This is a genomic window from Clostridium sp. 1001270J_160509_D11 (assembly GCF_015667935.1).
GTDB lineage: Bacteria > Bacillota > Clostridia > Peptostreptococcales > Peptostreptococcaceae > Intestinibacter.
The window spans coordinates 1-18,590 of record NZ_JADPET010000046.1 but is presented as its reverse complement, the minus strand read 5'-3'; the positions used below and the strand labels follow the sequence as shown (position 1 = coordinate 18,590).

Here is an 18,590-nt window from a genome sequence, read left to right as displayed (position 1 = left end):
GAATACAGTTTATGGAATAAATTTGGAGAAAAACTAAAAAATTAAAAAAAAATTCGATAATGATAATTAATATCATTTACAAAACAAAAAAACTCTGTTATAATAAAACCAGGCTAAGGAAATGACGATAGTTTAAATATTTTTAAATAGAGAAATCGAGTTAAGTGTGGTAGCTATCGAGATCTATTAATATTTAAAGTTATTGATTAGTATAATAAATCTTTATAAAAGATAATACTATTTCTAGATTAAGTATGTATTTTGCGCGTTACATATAAATCTACTTTGCGTTATAACCAGTATGCCTAATGATTATACGATTCTTCAAAAAAGCTGATGCAATTTATTTTGTATCAGCTTTTTTAGTTTTAAGTAAAACTAAAGCAAAAGATAAAGTCGCTTGTGGATTAACGAAGTTAATTTGAAGCAACAGACGAAGTCGTTGGCGCCATGAACGCAGTGAATTTTAAGCAACGGACGAAGTCATTGGCGCCATGAACGCAGTGAATTTTAAGCAACGGACGAAGTCGTTGGCGCCATGAACGCAGTGAATTTTAACTTTCTCTAACAAAAATACATTAAAAATACATATTGTTTAATAATGAAAATCATTTACAATCATAAAAATAAGTGCTATAATGATATTGGCTTTAAAAATTATCGCGGCAAAATATAATTTTTAAGGAGAACAACAAAAATGGCAAAAATGATGGGACCAAGATTTAAACAATGCAGACGTTTAGGATTAAATGTATGCGGACATCCAAAAGCAATGGATAGAGCTGGAAGAGGAACTTCTAGAGCAGACAAAAAACTTTCACCATACGGACTTCAATTATTAGAAAAACAAAGATTGAGAGCTTACTATGGAGTATTAGAAAAACAATTTAGAAACTATGTTAAAAAAGCTGAAAAGTCTAAAGAATCAACAGGTACAGCTTTAATACAAATGTTAGAATGTAGATTAGACAACGTAGTTTATAGATTAGGATTCGCTAACTCTATAAGACAAGCACGTCAAATGGTAGTTCACGGACATATACTAGTGAACGGTAAAAAAGTAGATATACCTTCTTTTGCAGTACAAGTAGGTGATGAAGTTACTTTAAGAGAAAAATCTAGAACTAATGTAATGTTTAAAGAAAACTTTGAAAATGGTGCTTTAAATCAATATCCTTACTTAGCTAAAGATATGGACAAATTCTCAGGTGTATTAACAAGATTACCAGAGAGACAAGAAGTGCCAATCGAAATTGACGAAATACTAATCGTTGAGTTCTACTCAAAATAATATCTAAGATATAATTTGGGCAAACTACGTTCAATTTCGTCCCAATTACTTCACTCAAGAACTACAAAATCGCAAAAATCCAATTTCGGGTTTTTGCGATTTTATTTTTTTTAAAATTATATAATTTTTACTCAATTAATAATATTCAATAGTCACGATTTTGCCCAACTTCACTAAAATCTTTTCTAGCTCTCCAATTACATGAAGTCTTAGTTCCAAATCTCTTTGAAACGATATTTCAGCATTGGCAATATTTAAAGATCTTCCAACTAATAATTTTATATGTGAGGCACTGTATAAAAGTTTTGCCATTTGGGAAGCGCCATCTTTAGCTTTAAATATATTGCTATCTAGTGATTTAGATAGTGATTTTAATCTATCTATAGTTTTTGAAAGAGTTAGAACTCCTTCAGTAACTAAGTTTATTCCGTGGATATACGCAATTGGAGGGACTTCTTTATCGTATATTTCTGTGCTTGATTTAACTTCTACGCCTAGCTCTCGTGCGACTATTTGTGAAGTTGTCCCACCAGATACAATTCTAATATCAGCATTAGTCATAAGTTCATGCACAACTTTGGCGTCGTCTTCTTTGTGAGACGGTGGTCCAGTAAATAATTTAACTTTTTTCGGTTTAACAGCCTTTAATACGCATACTGTTGTATCATCTCCGGGCTCAAATAAATACATTTGGTCACAAACACCTAATAAATTGTTTTTTATATCAAGAGCTGACATAGATTCTCTTACATTAATTTTGAGATGTTTGGCGATATCTTCCCATTTCCAATTTAAATTAAGTAATTGACCAGCGCTTGCATAAAGCACCCCATCGCTTACAAATACTAATACGTCGTTTTCTTTTAAATCTATACTGGCCTCACGAACAGATTTACCACAAATATCTTTGTAAGTGTAGTGTATTTTTTCAATTTGACCCCTTCTCAAGAAAAACGTCTCAGGACCGTCAAACTCAGCAATATAGGCCTTGTTGTGGTCTGTTATTTTTACGATAGTAAAAGTAGAGTAGGCGATGTTTTTTTGTGCATCAACAGGCAAGGTCTGGATAATTGTTTCTACAGTTTCTTCTATAGAAAGGCCATTTTTTATCATTGTAAGAGCTATTGTAGAAGTAAGAGTAGACAATATATTGGCTTTTACACCACTGCTTAGCCCATCTGACAAAACAGCAACACTCATATCGTTATCGACATAAAATTCAACATTATCGCCACAAAGTTCTTCTCCATATTTAATAAGACTTCCTGATGCAAAATCAATAAAATATCTCATTATTCTTTTCCTTCCTCATCTAAAATGAAATTTTTAAGTTTGGTTAAAGTGACTTTTGTCTCAGCAGTTGTTTCACCTAGCAAACTGGCAATCTCCTGAGCAACAGTCATTTGTTTTGCAATTACTTGTTGAGCCATTTCTACAGTTTCCATTTTTAAATTTTGAAGTTTTTTCTCTGCTCTTTCATCTTTGGTAATATCTACAGCCAGCCACAAAAACATCTGGTTTTGTTCTAACCAATATATTGTTTGAAGTAGGGTAGAGTCGTCGTATTCTTCAAAAGTGATTTTTTCATTTCTGACATTTTTTCTAAATGTTCTAACATGTTCAAATTCATCATCATCTAAATACATTCCAATTGGCATGCCGTTAGCTTCGTCTTTTTTTATCTTAAAAAACGACTCTGCGGCAGGATTTAATTCGATAATCATCATGTCTTTGTCGATAAGCCCAATTAAATTAGGCGAGGATTCACAAATTATATTAGATAAGCTCTCGGCTTTATTTCTCATATAAGGAAGACACATTGACGGTTCTGCAAGTCCGTTAAATACTGCTATTGCTTTCTCGCGACATGTTCTATAACCACAACTACCACAGTTTAACTCATCGGAGCGGATAGTTTTTCCCATTGTCTTTAAAATCTCCCTAATTTCGTATTCTGTCGGTTGTTCTAGATGGAAGGGTTTAGGTGGATATTCCTTATAAAGCAAAACATCGAGTGCAATATCTTGGTATGGGTTGTCTACTGCATTTGCTTGGAATAAATCTATATATTTCTGTTTATTATTTATTAAATCTCGCTTAACTTCAAAAAAGCATCTATCATCTTTGTCCAAATCAGAACCATAAAGACAACCATGATTGCACGCATTCATTTCAAAAAATGTATTTTCAAATTTATTATTTCTTATAGAGTTTAAAACACTTTTGCAATCTTCAATACCATCAACACAGAAAACTGTCTTTTTCGGATTTTTCTTTTCTAAAAAATCAGCAGTTTCTCCTGGTATTGGGAATAATATTTTATCATTACATACGTAGTCAAATGGCTCAATTGGAAAGTCCTCTAAATTTATTTTTTTAGATTGAATCCATTTTTGTAGCTCATAAAAAGTCAAAACTTCATCAACACAGATTTCTTTGGCTGCATCGGTTTTCTTTGCAACACAGGGACCGATAAATACGACCTTGCTTTCTGTACCGTATTTATGTTTAAGAAATCGCCCATGGCTTATAAACGGAGGCACGACTGGAATAATTGAGTCAGTCAATTCAGGATAGTGCTTTTGAATAAGGTGATCGATTGTAGGACACATAGAAGTAATGTAGTTTTTGTTGTCGTCCTTGTCTGCATAATTATTGTATATATCAAAAATAGGTTTTGTTGTAATTCCCGAGTCTTCCACATGATTAAAACCGAGATGTCTAAGAACTGCTGGTATTTTTAAACTTTGGTTGCCAAATGCTGATGCAAAACTAGGAGCGACTGATGCAATTACATTTTCACCACTTTTTATAAATTCCTTTACTGAACTTATACTCATTTTTTCCACTCGATAATGTTGAGGACAGGCTTTTGAGCATCTCCCACAAAAAATACATCTATCTGCAAGGATATCGGCTTGGCCATCTTTTATAACTATTGCATCAGCAGGACATACTCTGACACAAGCATAGCACTCACGACATCCTTTTCTAGCAAATTTAGAATTGGACATTTAAAATTCCCCCTTATAAAAAAAATAGCCCTTAACTCAAGTAGAGCAGTATATCTTTTACAGAAAATATGTTTATCTAAACTGTAAAAGTAAAAATTTTCTTATTAGAATTATACTATATTTTCCACTTGTTTACTATTGTACATAAGTTACAAACGAAGGTGTAAATATCATAAGTTATAAAGTTGGGTCATGATATTTGGTTATATGTGGTAAAAGTTACAATAATGTAACTGGAAAATAAATGAATAAAAGATTATTATTTAAGTATAAAAATGATATCAAAATAATATCAAAATTATACTTAATAATATTTGTAAGAAGTAATTAGGAGGGAAAACTATGGGTGAGAAAAATTTATTGAAACAAGATAGTTCAATTGAAGAAAAGGAATTAAAACCTATAAGTGGGTGGATAGCTCTTTTTATAGGAATATTATTTATCTTATCACCAGTGTTTGGGTTCATAAACTTAGTTAATACTGAAAATGATATATTTTTAATAGTTACAATAATTTTATTTATTGTAGCGATATTTATATTTTGTGGTTTAAAAATAGTAAATCCAAATGAATCTATAGTATTTGTTTTATTTGGTAAATACTACGGGACAATTAAAAAGCCAGGTTTTTTCTTTGTAAATCCATTTGTAAGTGCGATAAATCCAACTTATGAATCACAAGTTACTAAGTTGAGTAAAGTTGGTGATAAGGATTCAGAACAAGAAACTACAACATCAAATACAAAGAAAATATCTTTAAAAGCTATGACTCTTAACAACCAAAAACAAAAGGTAAATGATGAATTAGGAAATCCTATAATAATAGGAACAATAGTTATTTGGAGAGTTATAAATCCTACAAAAGCTGTATTTAACGTAGAAAACTATAAGACATTTTTATCAATACAATGTGACTCTACAATAAGAAATGTAGCGAGACTTTATCCATATGACTCAGAAGATACAGAAGACTACAGTGAAAAGTCTCTTCGTGGAAGTAGTCAAGAGATAGCTGATAAATTAAAAGAAGAACTTCAAAAGCGTGTAGAAATTGCAGGTATAGAAGTAGAAGAAGTCCGTATAACTCACTTATCTTATGCACCAGAAATTGCCGCAGCAATGTTACAACGTCAACAAGCAGAGGCAATAATAGCAGCTCGTAAAAAAATAGTAGAAGGTGCTGTTGGAATGGTTGAGATGGCGCTTAATTCTCTAAGTGAAAAAGAAGTTGTTGAGTTGGACGACGAAAGAAAGGCTGCTATGGTGAGCAATTTACTTGTAGTATTATGTGGAAGTAAAGATGCACAGCCAATAGTAAATAGTGGTTCAATTTATTAGATAGTTATGGCTGATAAAAAGGACAAAAGCAAAAAACAAATTTTGCTTAGAATTTCGCCAACTCTGTGGAATGAGCTTGCTCAGTGGTCAGAAGATGAATTTAGATCTATAAATGGACAGATAGAATACCTGCTTACTGAATGTGTAAAAGCGCGCAAAAAGGGAAGTAAAAAATCAGATAAAGATGAGTAAAGCTGAGTTATATTTTGTTAATGAGAATATATAATTAAAAGTGTAGAAATTATTTTTAGGGGGAATAAAAATGATAGTAGTCACAACAGAACAAATACAAGGAAAAGAAATAAAACAAGTTATTGGGGTTATGTCTGGTGGAACTGTTCAATCAAAAAATATCGGTAAAGATATAGGTGCAGGACTAAAAGGATTAGTCGGTGGCGAAATGAAATCATACACTCAAATGATGGAAGAGGCCAGAAATGTAGCACTACAAAGATTGATAGATAAAGCAAGTGATGCTGGAGCAAATGCAATTGTAGGAATGAGATTTATGACTTCATCAATAATTCAGGGGGCTAGTGAAGTTATAGCTTATGGAACAGCAGTAGTAGTTGAATAATATTTATTAAAATAAAAAATAAAGGAGTATGGTGTTAAAATGCCAAACTCCTTTTTATTTATAATTTTTATGATGAAAATGAATTAATGATCTTTGATTTTTTGTTATAAGTTTATTTCACTATTATCGTATTAACTTATAGACTAATTAATTTACTTATTTATTATTCATCTTCATTCTCAATATCTTCATTTATCAAGTTTTTTAAACGGCTTAAGATGACTTTTGTCTCTGCTGTTGTTTCACCAAGTAGTCTTCCTATCTCCTGACAAACACGCATCTGTTTATTTATGACAGTTTGAGCGAGGTTTATAGTATCTTCTTTTATTTGATCATTTCGGATTTTCTTTTCGATTTTTTGTGTAATATCATATGCCATCCAAAGAAATATTTCTTCATCATAAAGCCAAAATATATCTTGGGATAGAGTTTTATTCATATCTTCAATAGGAACTATATTATTATAGATATTTTTATGATTATGTATACAATCATAAAAGGCATCATCGTCAACATACATAAAAATAGGGCAATCTATATAGTCATCATTTTTTATATCAAAAAACTCTTTGGCCTTGCTGTTAAATTCTAAAATATTCATCTCTTTATCTATAAGACCTATTAAAAAAGGTGATGATTCAAATATAGAGTTTGCTATATTTTCAGCTTTTTGTCTCATATAAGGAGAGCACATGTTCACTTCAGAAATATCGTTATAAATTGCAACAGCGTGCTCTCGGCAAGTTTTATATCCACAGCCACCACAGTTTAACTCATCTGTTATAATTGTTTTACCCATAGATTTTAAAATAGAAGTTAATTCATCTTTAGAAGGCTCTTTTAGATATACCTTTTTAGGTGAAAAGATTTTTTCTAGAGGTGTTTTATATAGATAATCTTTATATGGATATTTATCATCAAAGTCTCTATATTTTATTTTGCATTTTTGTCTATAATTTCTTAAATTAATTTCTCTTTCTTGATAAGTTGTGTTGTGATTATCAAGTCCAGAGCCATTTAGACAGCTATGGATACAAGCACTCATCTCAAAGATTGTATTAGTAAAACGACCTTCCTCCAAAGCGTGGAGTATATCTATACAATCGCTTATACCTTCTACAGTTATAACTTTTTTTACTGGATTTTTATCATTTATAATGCGTGTTGTCTGTCCAACTAGCGGAAATAACAATCTATCTTTGCAAATAACATCGAATTCACTTTCTTCAAGTTCGTCCAAATTTATATTTTCGTTTTTTAGCCATTTTTCTAGCTCGGCAAAAGTCAACACAGCATCTACACTTATATCAGTAGAGCCTTCATCTTTTTTAGCAAGACAAGGTCCTATAAATACAACTTTTGTGTCGGTATGGTATTTACTTTTCATAAGTCTAGTATGACATAAAAAAGGAGATACGATAGGGATTAGGTTTTTTGTAAATTGGGGAAAGTGCTTTTCGATTAAGTTATTTATAGTCGGACAAAAACTAGTAAAATAATTTTGACCATCATCTAAATCTGCATACTTATTATATTCTTCTAATACAGGATTAGTTGCAATTACAGTTTCTTCAACATATGTAAATCCCAGCTTTTTTAATGCAGTGGGGATTTTGTGACTGTTTTCGCCGAATATAGATACAAAGCTAGGTGCTATAGAAACAGCGATTTTATTTTTATTCTTTAAGAATAACTTGATTTTTGATACTTCAGATTTTAATATTGATTTCTTTTGAGAACAAGCCTTAGAACACTCATTGCATACAATGCATCTTTCTTTTAAAATCTGTGCTTGCTCATTTTTAAATTTAATTGCATTGACAGGACACACACGAGCACAAGCATAACAGCTCTTGCATTTTGTTTTTCTAAAATTAACATACCACATAAGTTTTCCTCCAAGGATATAAAATTTTCCCAACCTCAGAGCATTATAGTTTTTAAATAACCCCAAATAAAGACAGCCTCTAAATAGATAATATATTTCAATTATACTATAAATTAAAAATTTAACAATTTCGAAATTGTTATTACCGTATAAAAAAATTCACTTTGTTCATATCGCCAACGAATCAAAGATTCCGTTGCTTAAAATTCACTTCGTTCATATCGCCAACGAATCAAAGATTCCGTTGCTTAAAATTCACTTCGTTCATATCGCCAACGAATCAAAGATTCCGTTGCTTAAAATTCACTTCGTTCATATCGCCAACGAATCAAAGATTCCGTTGCTTAAAATTCACTTTGTTCATATCGCCAACGAATCAAAGATTCCGTTGCTTAAAATTAAAAAAGCCAGCATATTTGCTGACTTTAGTTAATTAAGCTTTTTTTACTACTGAAGATTTAAGTTTCATAGCTCCGAAACCATCTATTTTACATTCTATATCATGTCCGTCAGCAGCATCTGGAACTAATCTTATGTTTTTAACTTTAGTTCCTATTTTTATTGAAGAAGAAGCTCCTTTAACTTTTAAGTCTTTAACAACTGTTACAGAGTCTCCGTCGTTTAAAACGTTTCCGTTAACGTCTTTTATTACGTTTTCTTCTTCTTGAGCACTTGGATTCCACTCGTGAGCACATTCTGGGCAAACTAAAAGTGATCCATCTTCATAAGTGTATTCAGAATTGCATTTTGGGCAATTTGGTAAATTTTCCATTATAAGGTCCTCCTAAAATTTGAGTATTCGAAATTATATAATACCATAGCATAGGTTTTACTTCAAATAATAATTTATGCTATATAGTAAATTATATTTATTTTATGAAATACAAATATTATATTTAATAGTATTTTAAATAATATTTTATAAAACTTAAATATAATCTTGTATAACTTTCCAATCTTCAACTAATTTTTCAAGTGAAAATCTAGCATTTGCAGGGCTAGTAGAAGGAAGCTTAATAGCTTTTAAGTTTGTATTTTTTTCACAATACTTTTTATAAAGCTCAAATGACTTTCCACCATTACAAAATATCTGTTTTATATCGCAAGTATCTATAATTTTGTTTAAATCATTGGCAACTACATTTTTTATACTGCTATCACTAGAACCTTCAATATCACAACTCGCAATAACATCCCAAAGAGCAATATTATTATCTAATAAAAAATCTTTCTTTTCATCTATAGTAATAGGTGTATCTTTATCTAATACTGATGATAAAACCTTCCAAAATCTATTTTGTGGGTGATGATAGAAAAATTGACTTTCTCTAGATTTTACTGATGGGAAAGAGCCTAAAATCAATATTTTAGAATTTTGGTTGTAAATTGGAGGAATTTCATGTTTTACGTTTTCCATATTAAAAATCCTTTCTAAAATAATAAATCTTAATTTAATAATACAAGCTATTGATAAAGTGTCAAGATGGGTGATTTTTAGGATTTGGTAAATATAACTAAATGACAAAAAACGATAAACTTTGACAAAACTTAGTTAAATAATGTAAAATAGAAAAATGGGTATATTTTCAAAGATAGATAAAATATATGAAATGATATATCCATAAAAAGATATTAGGAGAGAAGAGTATGAGTATAAACAAAAATTACATTGTAGCAACTGCTATGATGGCATCAGTAGCTTTACCATTGATGAATGTATCACATGTAGATGCTGCTACTGATATGAGAACTGTTACGGCTTCATCACTAAATTTTAGATCAGGGCCATCGACTAGTCATAGCATAATTGGCTCATTACAAAAAGGACAACAAGTAGAGTACATAAGCGAATCAGGAAGTTGGGCAAAAGTAAAATATAATGGAGTTACAGGATATGTACATGGAGATTATTTAACAAAAAGTACATCGACTGGTATATCAACAAGCCAAGGTACTACTCAATATGTAAATTCAACATCAGGGCTTAACGTTAGAAGTGGAGCTGGAACAACTTATTCTAAATTAGGTACACTTGAATACAAAGAAAAAGTAACAGTGTTATCTACATCTAATGGATGGGCAAAAATAAACTACAATGGTCAAACTGGATATGTAAGTAGTTCATACTTACAAACTACAGTACCAGGTGGTACAACTAGTGAAAATAATAATAGTAGTACAACAACTACTGTTAAATATGTAAATGCAACATCAGGACTTAATGTTAGAAGTGGAGCTGGAACAAGCTATTCTAAAATAGGTTCATTAGATTATAAAGAAAAAGTAACAGTATTATCTACATCTAATGGATGGGCAAAAATAAACTACAAAGGACAAGCTGGATATGTAAGTAGTTCATATTTACAAAGTACAGTTCCAAGTGGTTCAACTAGCAACAGTGGAAGCAACAACTCTGTATCAGCAAGTGCTAGTTCTGTAATAGCATATGCAAAAACTTTATTAGGTAAACCATATGTATGGGGTGCTCAAGGGCCAAACAGTTTCGACTGTTCAGGATTTACATACTATGTATTTAAAAATAAAGCTGGTATAATACTTCCAAGAACATCAAGTGCACAAAGTAAATATGGAACATATGTAAGTAGAAACAACTTAAGAGCTGGAGATTTAGTATTCTTTGATACTAATGGAGCAAATAATGGACAAGTTTCACATGTTGGATTATACATAGGAAATGGACAAATGATACATGCATCTTACAGCCAAAAGAAAATAGTTATTGATAACTTCAATAGTAGCTATTTTAAAAGAACTTTTGTAAACGGAAGAAGAGTTTTATAAGACGAAATTTCGTTATAAAAACATAATTGATAAAAATAATTGATTAACTTATAAATTTAATTTAGTGAATTAGCGGTATAACAAAACTTTGTTATACCGCTTTTAATATATTTAAATTAAAATATGTAAAAGGATGTTTTCAAACGATAAAAACTATGGAGTTAATCTATAGTTTGGATATAAAAGAACAAAATAATGAAATAAAGTAAAAAAATGTAAAAATACAATTGACAAATATTATATACACATACTATAATGAATACATAGAAAATTAAGTTACAAAATTTATGTTTGAACAACTTAAGTATTGTCATTAAACTAGTGGTGAGTTTATGACAGTTAACTATTCTGTAAATTTTTTCTAACTTAATTCATATTCTACTTTCCCCAAAGTTAGAATTTTTAAAACAATAACGACCCCGTCTTATACTACGGAAGTATAAGACAGATTTTATAGCGACCATGCCCAAATGGTTGCTATTTTTTTGTAAAAAACATGGCAAGAAAACTCACCATGTTTTATTCGTATGTTTTGTGGATAAATGGAATTTGGAATTTTATTAGACATTCGCCTTCATTTACAAAATAAAGTGAAGTATCTAGATATTTTATGAATCCAGGATAGATAGGATTTAGATTTTTAAAGTTTATCCAGTCGATAAGGTTTTCAAAATATTCATCAAAAGTATATTTAGATAATTTTGTTATAGTTTCTATATAACTCGATTCGGGAATAATCAATATATCGTGTAAATCTTTATTTAACTCAAATTCTTCAGGTGTAATTTCTGTATAATAATCTTGGTCGTTTGAAATTTTGCCTAGCTCAAAAAAGTCAAACAGCCCCAAAGAATCAAATTCCTTTCCATAAAATGCAAATACAAATTTATCTATAACTTCTAAGAAATTATGAGAAGTATCTAATAAGTTTTTCTTTGAAATACAGCATTGATTTTCTTTGACTGAATTTTTTATTTTTTTGAAATATCTCGTTTTATATGTTTTTACTAAGGGAACATTGATCATTAAGTTACTAGAATTTACTTCTTGTAAAGTATCTTTAAAAACTTTTTCTATCTTTTTTATTGAGGCTATTTTTTCTAATAGTACTTTGTGGTGATGTTTAAGAATTGTCTGTTGAACCTCAATATCTGAATGTAGTAGTGATTTAATATCGTTTATAGATAAGTCTAAATCACGCAAAGTTTTAATATGATTAATTATTGAGATATCTGCAATAGTATAATACCTATAGCGATTATTTGGATTTTTTTTAGATTGTATCAAACATATTTTATCGTAATATCTCAATGTATCGATAGATAGACCTGTAATTTGTGAAGTCTCACTTATATTAAAAGTTAAATCTTTCATTTGAATGTCTCCTACTAATTATTTAAAAATATTTGTAAAATCAGGTTGACTATGGAGTAACTCCATAGTTTACTATATAAGTATAGAAAAAATAGAAAAATTAGTCAAATTGTAATTGGTTATATTATAATAGTTTTATTTATTTTGTTATTGTTTTAAAATTTCATTTTGGGGAAAGTGAATATGTTTTGTGCGGGGAAGGTTGTATCTTTATGATACAGCCTTCTATTAGTTTTAGAGAAAAATTATATTATAAGTCTTTGAATAAATATATTATTGGTGTAAAATATATCTAAATAAAAATTATTTATTAATTATATTAAATAATATAAAATTACCGCTTGGTAAAATAAAAAATTGGGAGATAGATATGAAGAAGAATTACGACATAATAGCATTCGATTTAGACGGAACAATAACTGCTTCTGATAGAGGTATAACTAACTCTATGAAGACAGCCCTTAGACATTTTGGGATAGAAAAAGATGCAGAGTCATTAAAAAGACATATAGGTCCATCATTAACAGAGACTTTCAGAGAATATGTAGGTGATGACGAAGAACAAATACAACTAGCAATAAAAAAATATAGAGAATATTATGTTGCTGGAGGTATGCTAGAAAACGAAGTATATGAAGGTGTGGAAGAAACTCTACAAGAAATAAGAAATAGAGGAAAGAAAATAGTATTAGCATCTTCAAAACCAATGGTATATTGTGAACAAATACTAAAACACTACGGTTTAGACAAATACTTCGATTTTATAGGTGGAAGTAACTTAGATGAAACTCGTTGTAAAAAAGTAGAAGTTATATCTTTCTCACTAGAAAATATAGGAGAAAATCCAGGAGCAAACGTGCTTATGGTTGGGGACAGAGAGTACGACATATTAGGAGCAAAACAATTAGAAATGGACTCAGTAGGTGTTTTATTCGGATATGGAAACAAAGACGAATTACAAGAAGCTGGGGCTACTTATATAATAGATAAAATGACTGATCTTTTAGAGATAGTTTAATTTATATACAAAAGTGTAGGTTTATATATATAAATTTACACTTTTTCTATACTATAAAATATATAAAAGAAGGTGTTTTATATGATACAACCAGAAGTTAATTATGACGAAAAAAGCGTTTTTTACATAGATGATATTATAAGTGGATTATTTGAAGATGAGGCAGTATTTCTTGATGAAAAGTCGCTTGATTTTAAAGATTGTAGATTTAATAAAATGGTATTTGCAGAATCAAAAATGATAAAATCAGATTTTACAAATGTGATTTTTGAAAAATGTGATTTATCGAATGTGGATTTTACAGATTCGTCAATACACAGAGTAATATTTAAAGACTGCAAGATGACAGGTGTGAATATGGTTGATTGCAGCCTAAAATACATACAAATAATAAACTCAAAGTGCGATTATTTAAATTTGAGTTTTTCAAAACTAGAAGAAGCGGCATTTAAAGAAAGCCAGCTTATTTCAAGTGTATTAAATGAATGTAAATTAAAAAAAGTAAAGTTTGATAATTGTAATTTGTCAAACAGCGAAATATTTAATACTAAATTAAAAGGTATAGATTTTTCCACTTCAAATATACAAGGTGTATCTTTTAATTTAGATAACCTAAAAGGTTGTAAATTAAATACATATCAAGCGATAGATATATCAAAACTTTTAGGCATAATAATAAAAGATTAATTATTTTTTACTTTTTTATGATTTTTAATATAAAAATAAGTAATAGTTACAGGCAATAATATTATTAAAATTATTTCTAAAATTAATAAACACAATATATAATGATTGCCACATATTATGCCTAGAGGAAGAAAAACTATACTACTAGACATCCAATATGAACCTAAATTTTGGTGGATTTTTGCCCAAATTTCATTATCCATAAAATACACAGGTATTTTAATAGAAAATGTTGAGTTACGAGTACAATTTGAGAAAATATATCCTAAAAATATAAAAATAAAACATATTATACAGCTCAGCAAATTATAAAAATTGAATTTAGATAAAAAATCTTCTCCTTTAAGTGAAATAAATAATTCGAGCATGCTCAAAAGATTTATCGATATAAGGAATAACATAGTTGCAGCATCGCTTACGTTTTTTTCTGATTGTGATTCAAATTTTTCAACAAATACCCTAGGTTTAAAATAAGTAAAAGCCGCTAGTAAAAATGGAATTATTAGTACTTTTCCTTTATGGTCCCAGTTTGCAATTTCTCCTACAGTTGTGTAATGGGAGGGAACTTGCTCTGGAATATAAGTATATATAAAAAGAGTTATAATCAGCGGTGCAAACCCAACCAAGTAATATATAGATTTTTTAAATAAAAGTTTTTTATTTTTACTTTGCATATATAATGTATTCCTCCAAATATTATAATATTATTTATTATAATATATCTTAAAAAGAAATACATTAAAAAATATAAAATTAGTACAGTATAGGAGACATCAAAAATGTTTAAACAAATATCTAATGAATTATTAAATTTTATAAAAAACAGCCCAAGCTGTTACCACGCAATAGATAACATGAAACAGATCTTAGATGAAAATGGATTTTGTGAAGTTGTAGAAGGCAAAAATTGGACGATTAAAGAAGGCGGAAAATACTATGTAATTAGAAATAATTCGTCATTAATAGCATTCAAAATTCCAAATAAAGACTTTAAAGGATTTAATATAGTATCGAGCCACAGTGATTCGCCTACTTTCAAAATAAAAGAAAACCATGAAATTGAAGTTGATAAAAAAATGGTTAAACTTAATGTTGAAAAATACGGTGGGATGATATTTTCAACTTGGTTTGATAGACCACTTTCAGTAGCAGGTAAAATCGTCGTAAGAGAGGGAAATAAGTTTGTATCTAAATTAGTTAATATAGATAGAGATTTAGTTATTATCCCTAATTTAGCAATACACTTTAATAGAAATATAAATGATGGATATAAATACAATGCTCAAAACGATATGTTGCCGTTGTTTGGAGATATAAATGCAAAAGGAAGACTAATGTCATTAGTTGCACAAAATGCAGGCGTATGTGAAAAAGATATCTTAGGTAGTGACTTATTCCTTTATAACAGAATGAGCGGGAGTATATGGGGTGCTGATGAAGAGTTTATATCTTCACCAAAGTTAGACGACCTTCAATGTGCTTTTTCATCATTAAAAGGATTCTTAGCTGGAGAAAACAAAGATACAGTACAGGTATGTGTTGTATTTGATAATGAAGAAGTGGGAAGTCTTACAAAACAAGGTGCAGAGTCGACTTTCTTATCAGACACATTAAAAAGAATCAACAACACTATGGGAAGAGATGAGCAAGATTTTTATAAAGCAACAGCAAACAGCTTTATGATATCTGCTGATAATGCACATGCAGTTCATCCTAATTATGCGCAAAAGTCAGACCCAACAAATAGACCGTATATGAATGAAGGAATCGTTATAAAATTCAATGCAAACCAAAAATACACTACTGATTCAGTATCAGCAGCTATATTTAAAAGTCTATGTGAAGAAGTTGATGTACCTTATAAAGTATTTACGAATAGATCAGATATGGCAGGAGGTTCAACACTTGGAAATATTTCAAATTCACAAGTATCACTAAATAGTGTAGATATTGGACTAGCACAACTTGCTATGCATTCATCATATGAAACAGGTGGAATAAAAGATACATATTACTTAGTTAAAGTTATTGAAAACTTCTACAACAGTTCTATAATTCAAGAGGATTGTGGAGTTCTTAGCATAAATAAATAAATAAGTTCAAACTAAATATATTTTAGTAGATAATAAATAATAAAAGTTAGAAAAAATACTAATATTTACTTTGGCTAAATAAAAAATGCTATAATATATATGACAAATATTACAAGGGGGAATTCAAATGGATTTATTTGAAGCATTAAAAGGAAGAAGAAGTGTTCGTTCATATAAAGATGAACAAATAAAAGATGAAGAACTAAATAAAATATTAGAAGCAGGTGAATATGCTGCAACAGGAATGGGAAGACAGTCTCCAAAAATGATAGTAGTTCAAGATAAAGAAACTATAGCACAATTATCAAAAATGAACGCTAAAGTATTTGGAAAAGAAGACATGGATCCATTTTATGGAGCACCAACAGTAGTTGTTGTGCTAGCAGACAAAAATATGCCAACATGCGTAGAAGATGGAAGCTTAGTAATGGGCAACTTAATGAACGCAGCTTATGGATTAGGAGTAGGTTCTTGTTGGATTCACAGAGCAAAAGAAGAATTTGAAAGTGAAGAAGGTAAGGCACTTCTTAAAAAATGGGGCGTAGAAGGAGATTACATAGGAGTTGGCCACTGTATATTAGGATATGCAAAAGACGAACCAAAACCAGCAGCACCTCGTAAAGAAGGATATGTAGTTAGAGTTTAATAATTTAAGTTTAATATATGAAATGGATTTCGATTTTCGAAATTCATTTTTTTAATTCTAAGGAAATTATAATGTTTAGAACAAACTGCTTGTGGTGTATAATATAAATAGTTTTTTTTACTACAATGATTAAAAAGTAGTTCATAAAATTTTGATAAAATACATTTTAATAAATAAAAATGTTAAAAATAAAACATACGGGATTATGAAAAAACAGAAAGGGTTTAATTATGACAAAAAAACTTTTTTACAATGGAGATATATTAACTCTTGAAGATGAATTATATGCAGAAGCTGTTTTAGTAGAAGACGGAAAAATTAAAGCAGTAGGAAAAAAAGAAGAACTTACAAATCAAAATGAAGATGCTGAGATGATAGACTTAGAAGGAAAGACTTTAATGCCATCATTTATAGATGCACACAGTCACTTCTTCGGATATGCAAACAGCAAATTACAAGTATCACTAGAAGATGCAGTTGATTTTGAAGATATAGCAAATAGAATAAAAACTTTTATAGAAAAAAACAACGTTCCAGAAGGTGTGTGGATAAGTGCGAATAACTTTGACTACAACACATTAGCAGAGAAAACTTACCCGAGAATAGATTTTTTAGATGAAGTTGTGCCAAACAATCCACTTATAATATCAAATAAATCTGGACACAACGGACTTGTTAACTCTCTTGGGATGAAGGAATTAGGAATAACAATAGACACTCCAGACCCAGAAGGTGGAGTAATATTTAAAGAAAATGGCAAACTTAACGGATACCTTGAAGAAAATGCATTTATAAACAACGTTCAAAGAGTTCCAATGGCATCAACAGAAGACCTTATGAAAGCAGTGCTTAAGGCACAAGATGACTATGCATCTTACGGAATAACAACAATGCAAGAAGGTATGGTAGTTCCTCTATTAGCAGACTTACTAGGATATATGGCACATGCGAAGATGATGAAAATAGACTACATAGCATATGTAGATATAAGAGAAAGAGAAAAAATCTTTGCGAAACTTCAAGGATGCATAAATAAATACAATAACCACCTTAAAATAGGAGGATTCAAAACTTTCCTAGATGGTTCACCACAAGCTAGAACTGCTTATATGAGAACTGACTATCAAGGTGAAGAAGGATACAGAGCTTATCCAGTTATGAGTGGAGAAGAATTAGAAAGCTTAATTGAAATAGCATTAAAAGAAAATATGCAAATATTAGCTCACTGTAATGGAGATGCAGCTGTTGCTCAATATTTAGAACAATATAAAAAAGCAAAAGAAAACTTAAATACAGATAATGATATAAGACCAGTTATAGTACATGCTCAACTTATGGGGCTTGATCAATTGCCAGAAGTTAAAAAACTAGGAATGATACCATCATTCTTCGTGGCTCACGTTTACCATTGGGGCAACATCCACGTTCAAAACTTCGGACTGCAAAGAGCGAGCCAAATATCTCCTGCAAAAGCAGCATTAGATTTAGGAATTAAATTTACATTCCACCAAGACGCTCCAGTTATCGAGCCAAACATGCTTGAAACTATATGGATAGCTTGTAACAGAAAAATGAAAGACAACACAGTATTAGGTGAAGATCAAAGAATACCAGTACTTGCTGCTATAGAAGCAGTTACAAAAAACGCAGCTTATCAATATTTTGAAGAAGATATAAAAGGAACAATAAAAGAAAATAAATTAGCCGACTTAGTAATACTTGATAAAAATCCATTAAAAGTCGACGTAGACGATATAAGAAACATAAAAGTATTAGAAACTTTCAAAGAAGGAAACTCTATATATAAAGCGTAGAAATAATAAATTATATTTTTAAAAAATAAGGGATATATATAGATATAA

17 protein-coding genes are annotated in these 18,590 nt (G+C 29.9%); 10 read left to right on the top strand and 7 right to left on the bottom strand.

What is annotated here, in order from left to right; translation table 11 throughout:
• Positions 1-697: 697 nt before the first annotated feature.
• A complete protein-coding gene (gene rpsD, locus I4U58_RS06280; RefSeq protein WP_195930178.1) occupies positions 698-1,291 on the top strand; it encodes a 30S ribosomal protein S4 in 594 nt (197 codons plus the stop codon).
• A 135-nt stretch (positions 1,292-1,426) separates the two neighbouring features.
• On the opposite strand, the gene I4U58_RS06275 is transcribed toward rpsD, so the two are convergent.
• Both I4U58_RS06275 and I4U58_RS06270 read right to left on the bottom strand, forming a co-directional pair.
• Positions 1,427-2,584 (bottom strand): SpoIIE family protein phosphatase, encoded by a 1,158-nt coding sequence (locus tag I4U58_RS06275; RefSeq protein WP_195930177.1) that lies wholly within the window; start codon positions 2,582-2,584, stop codon positions 1,427-1,429.
• On the bottom strand, positions 2,584-4,305 hold the full coding sequence (locus I4U58_RS06270) for a [Fe-Fe] hydrogenase large subunit C-terminal domain-containing protein (protein ID WP_195930176.1): 1,722 nt from the start codon (positions 4,303-4,305) through the stop codon (positions 2,584-2,586). Before I4U58_RS06270 ends, I4U58_RS06275 begins: the two co-directional genes overlap by 1 nt.
• A gap of 342 nt (positions 4,306-4,647) precedes the next feature.
• On the opposite strand from I4U58_RS06270, the gene I4U58_RS06265 reads away from it, so the two are divergent.
• The 3 genes from I4U58_RS06265 to I4U58_RS06255 all read left to right on the top strand — a co-directional run bounded on the left by I4U58_RS06265 (position 4,648) and on the right by I4U58_RS06255 (position 6,220).
• Positions 4,648-5,643 carry an SPFH domain-containing protein gene (locus I4U58_RS06265; protein WP_195930175.1) on the top strand — a complete coding sequence of 332 codons (996 nt, stop codon included), beginning with the start codon at positions 4,648-4,650 and terminating at the stop codon, positions 5,641-5,643.
• A gap of 6 nt (positions 5,644-5,649) precedes the next feature.
• Positions 5,650-5,835 (top strand): Arc family DNA-binding protein, encoded by a 186-nt coding sequence (locus I4U58_RS06260; protein ID WP_195930174.1) that lies wholly within the window; start codon positions 5,650-5,652, stop codon positions 5,833-5,835.
• A gap of 70 nt (positions 5,836-5,905) precedes the next feature.
• Positions 5,906-6,220, top strand: coding sequence for a heavy metal-binding domain-containing protein (locus I4U58_RS06255; protein ID WP_195930173.1), 315 nt, complete (start codon positions 5,906-5,908; stop codon positions 6,218-6,220).
• A 163-nt stretch (positions 6,221-6,383) separates the two neighbouring features.
• Here I4U58_RS06255 and I4U58_RS06250 read toward each other — a convergent pair whose 3' ends face one another.
• The 3 genes from I4U58_RS06250 to I4U58_RS06240 form a co-directional block, all read right to left on the bottom strand.
• On the bottom strand, positions 6,384-8,108 hold the full coding sequence (locus I4U58_RS06250; RefSeq protein WP_195930172.1) for a [Fe-Fe] hydrogenase large subunit C-terminal domain-containing protein: 1,725 nt from the start codon (positions 8,106-8,108) through the stop codon (positions 6,384-6,386).
• A 433-nt stretch (positions 8,109-8,541) separates the two neighbouring features.
• Positions 8,542-8,880 carry a zinc ribbon domain-containing protein YjdM gene (locus tag I4U58_RS06245; RefSeq protein ID WP_195930171.1) on the bottom strand — a complete coding sequence of 113 codons (339 nt, stop codon included), beginning with the start codon at positions 8,878-8,880 and terminating at the stop codon, positions 8,542-8,544.
• Between the two features lie 156 nt (positions 8,881-9,036).
• Positions 9,037-9,525 carry a DNA-deoxyinosine glycosylase gene (locus tag I4U58_RS06240; RefSeq protein WP_195930170.1) on the bottom strand — a complete coding sequence of 163 codons (489 nt, stop codon included), beginning with the start codon at positions 9,523-9,525 and terminating at the stop codon, positions 9,037-9,039.
• A 230-nt stretch (positions 9,526-9,755) separates the two neighbouring features.
• On the opposite strand from I4U58_RS06240, the gene I4U58_RS06235 reads away from it, so the two are divergent.
• A complete protein-coding gene (locus I4U58_RS06235) occupies positions 9,756-10,910 on the top strand; it encodes a C40 family peptidase (RefSeq protein WP_195930169.1) in 1,155 nt (384 codons plus the stop codon).
• A 519-nt stretch (positions 10,911-11,429) separates the two neighbouring features.
• Here the strand turns inward: I4U58_RS06235 and I4U58_RS06230 are convergent.
• Entirely contained in the window at positions 11,430-12,284 is an 855-nt protein-coding gene (locus I4U58_RS06230; protein ID WP_195930168.1) for a MerR family transcriptional regulator, read from the bottom strand.
• Positions 12,285-12,654: 370 nt separating this feature from the next.
• On the opposite strand from I4U58_RS06230, the gene I4U58_RS06225 reads away from it, so the two are divergent.
• Positions 12,655-13,302, top strand: a complete 648-nt coding sequence (locus tag I4U58_RS06225; protein ID WP_195930167.1) for an HAD hydrolase-like protein — start codon at positions 12,655-12,657, stop codon at positions 13,300-13,302.
• 81 nt (positions 13,303-13,383) lie between these two features.
• The gene (locus tag I4U58_RS06220) at positions 13,384-13,989 is read left to right on the top strand and encodes a pentapeptide repeat-containing protein (protein WP_195930166.1); all 606 of its coding nucleotides are present in this window, start codon (positions 13,384-13,386) and stop codon (positions 13,987-13,989) included.
• Here I4U58_RS06220 and I4U58_RS06215 read toward each other — a convergent pair.
• Positions 13,986-14,663, bottom strand: coding sequence for an SdpI family protein (locus I4U58_RS06215; protein WP_195930165.1), 678 nt, complete (start codon positions 14,661-14,663; stop codon positions 13,986-13,988). The genes I4U58_RS06220 and I4U58_RS06215 overlap by 4 nt on opposite strands.
• A gap of 105 nt (positions 14,664-14,768) precedes the next feature.
• On the opposite strand from I4U58_RS06215, the gene I4U58_RS06210 reads away from it, so the two are divergent.
• The 3 genes from I4U58_RS06210 to I4U58_RS06200 all read left to right on the top strand — a co-directional run bounded on the left by I4U58_RS06210 (position 14,769) and on the right by I4U58_RS06200 (position 18,542).
• Positions 14,769-16,082, top strand: a complete 1,314-nt coding sequence (locus tag I4U58_RS06210; RefSeq protein WP_195930164.1) for a M18 family aminopeptidase — start codon at positions 14,769-14,771, stop codon at positions 16,080-16,082.
• Positions 16,083-16,209: 127 nt separating this feature from the next.
• A complete protein-coding gene (locus I4U58_RS06205; protein WP_195930163.1) occupies positions 16,210-16,728 on the top strand; it encodes a nitroreductase in 519 nt (172 codons plus the stop codon).
• 230 nt (positions 16,729-16,958) lie between these two features.
• Positions 16,959-18,542 carry an amidohydrolase gene (locus tag I4U58_RS06200; protein ID WP_195930162.1) on the top strand — a complete coding sequence of 528 codons (1,584 nt, stop codon included), beginning with the start codon at positions 16,959-16,961 and terminating at the stop codon, positions 18,540-18,542.
• Positions 18,543-18,590: the final 48 nt, after the last annotated feature.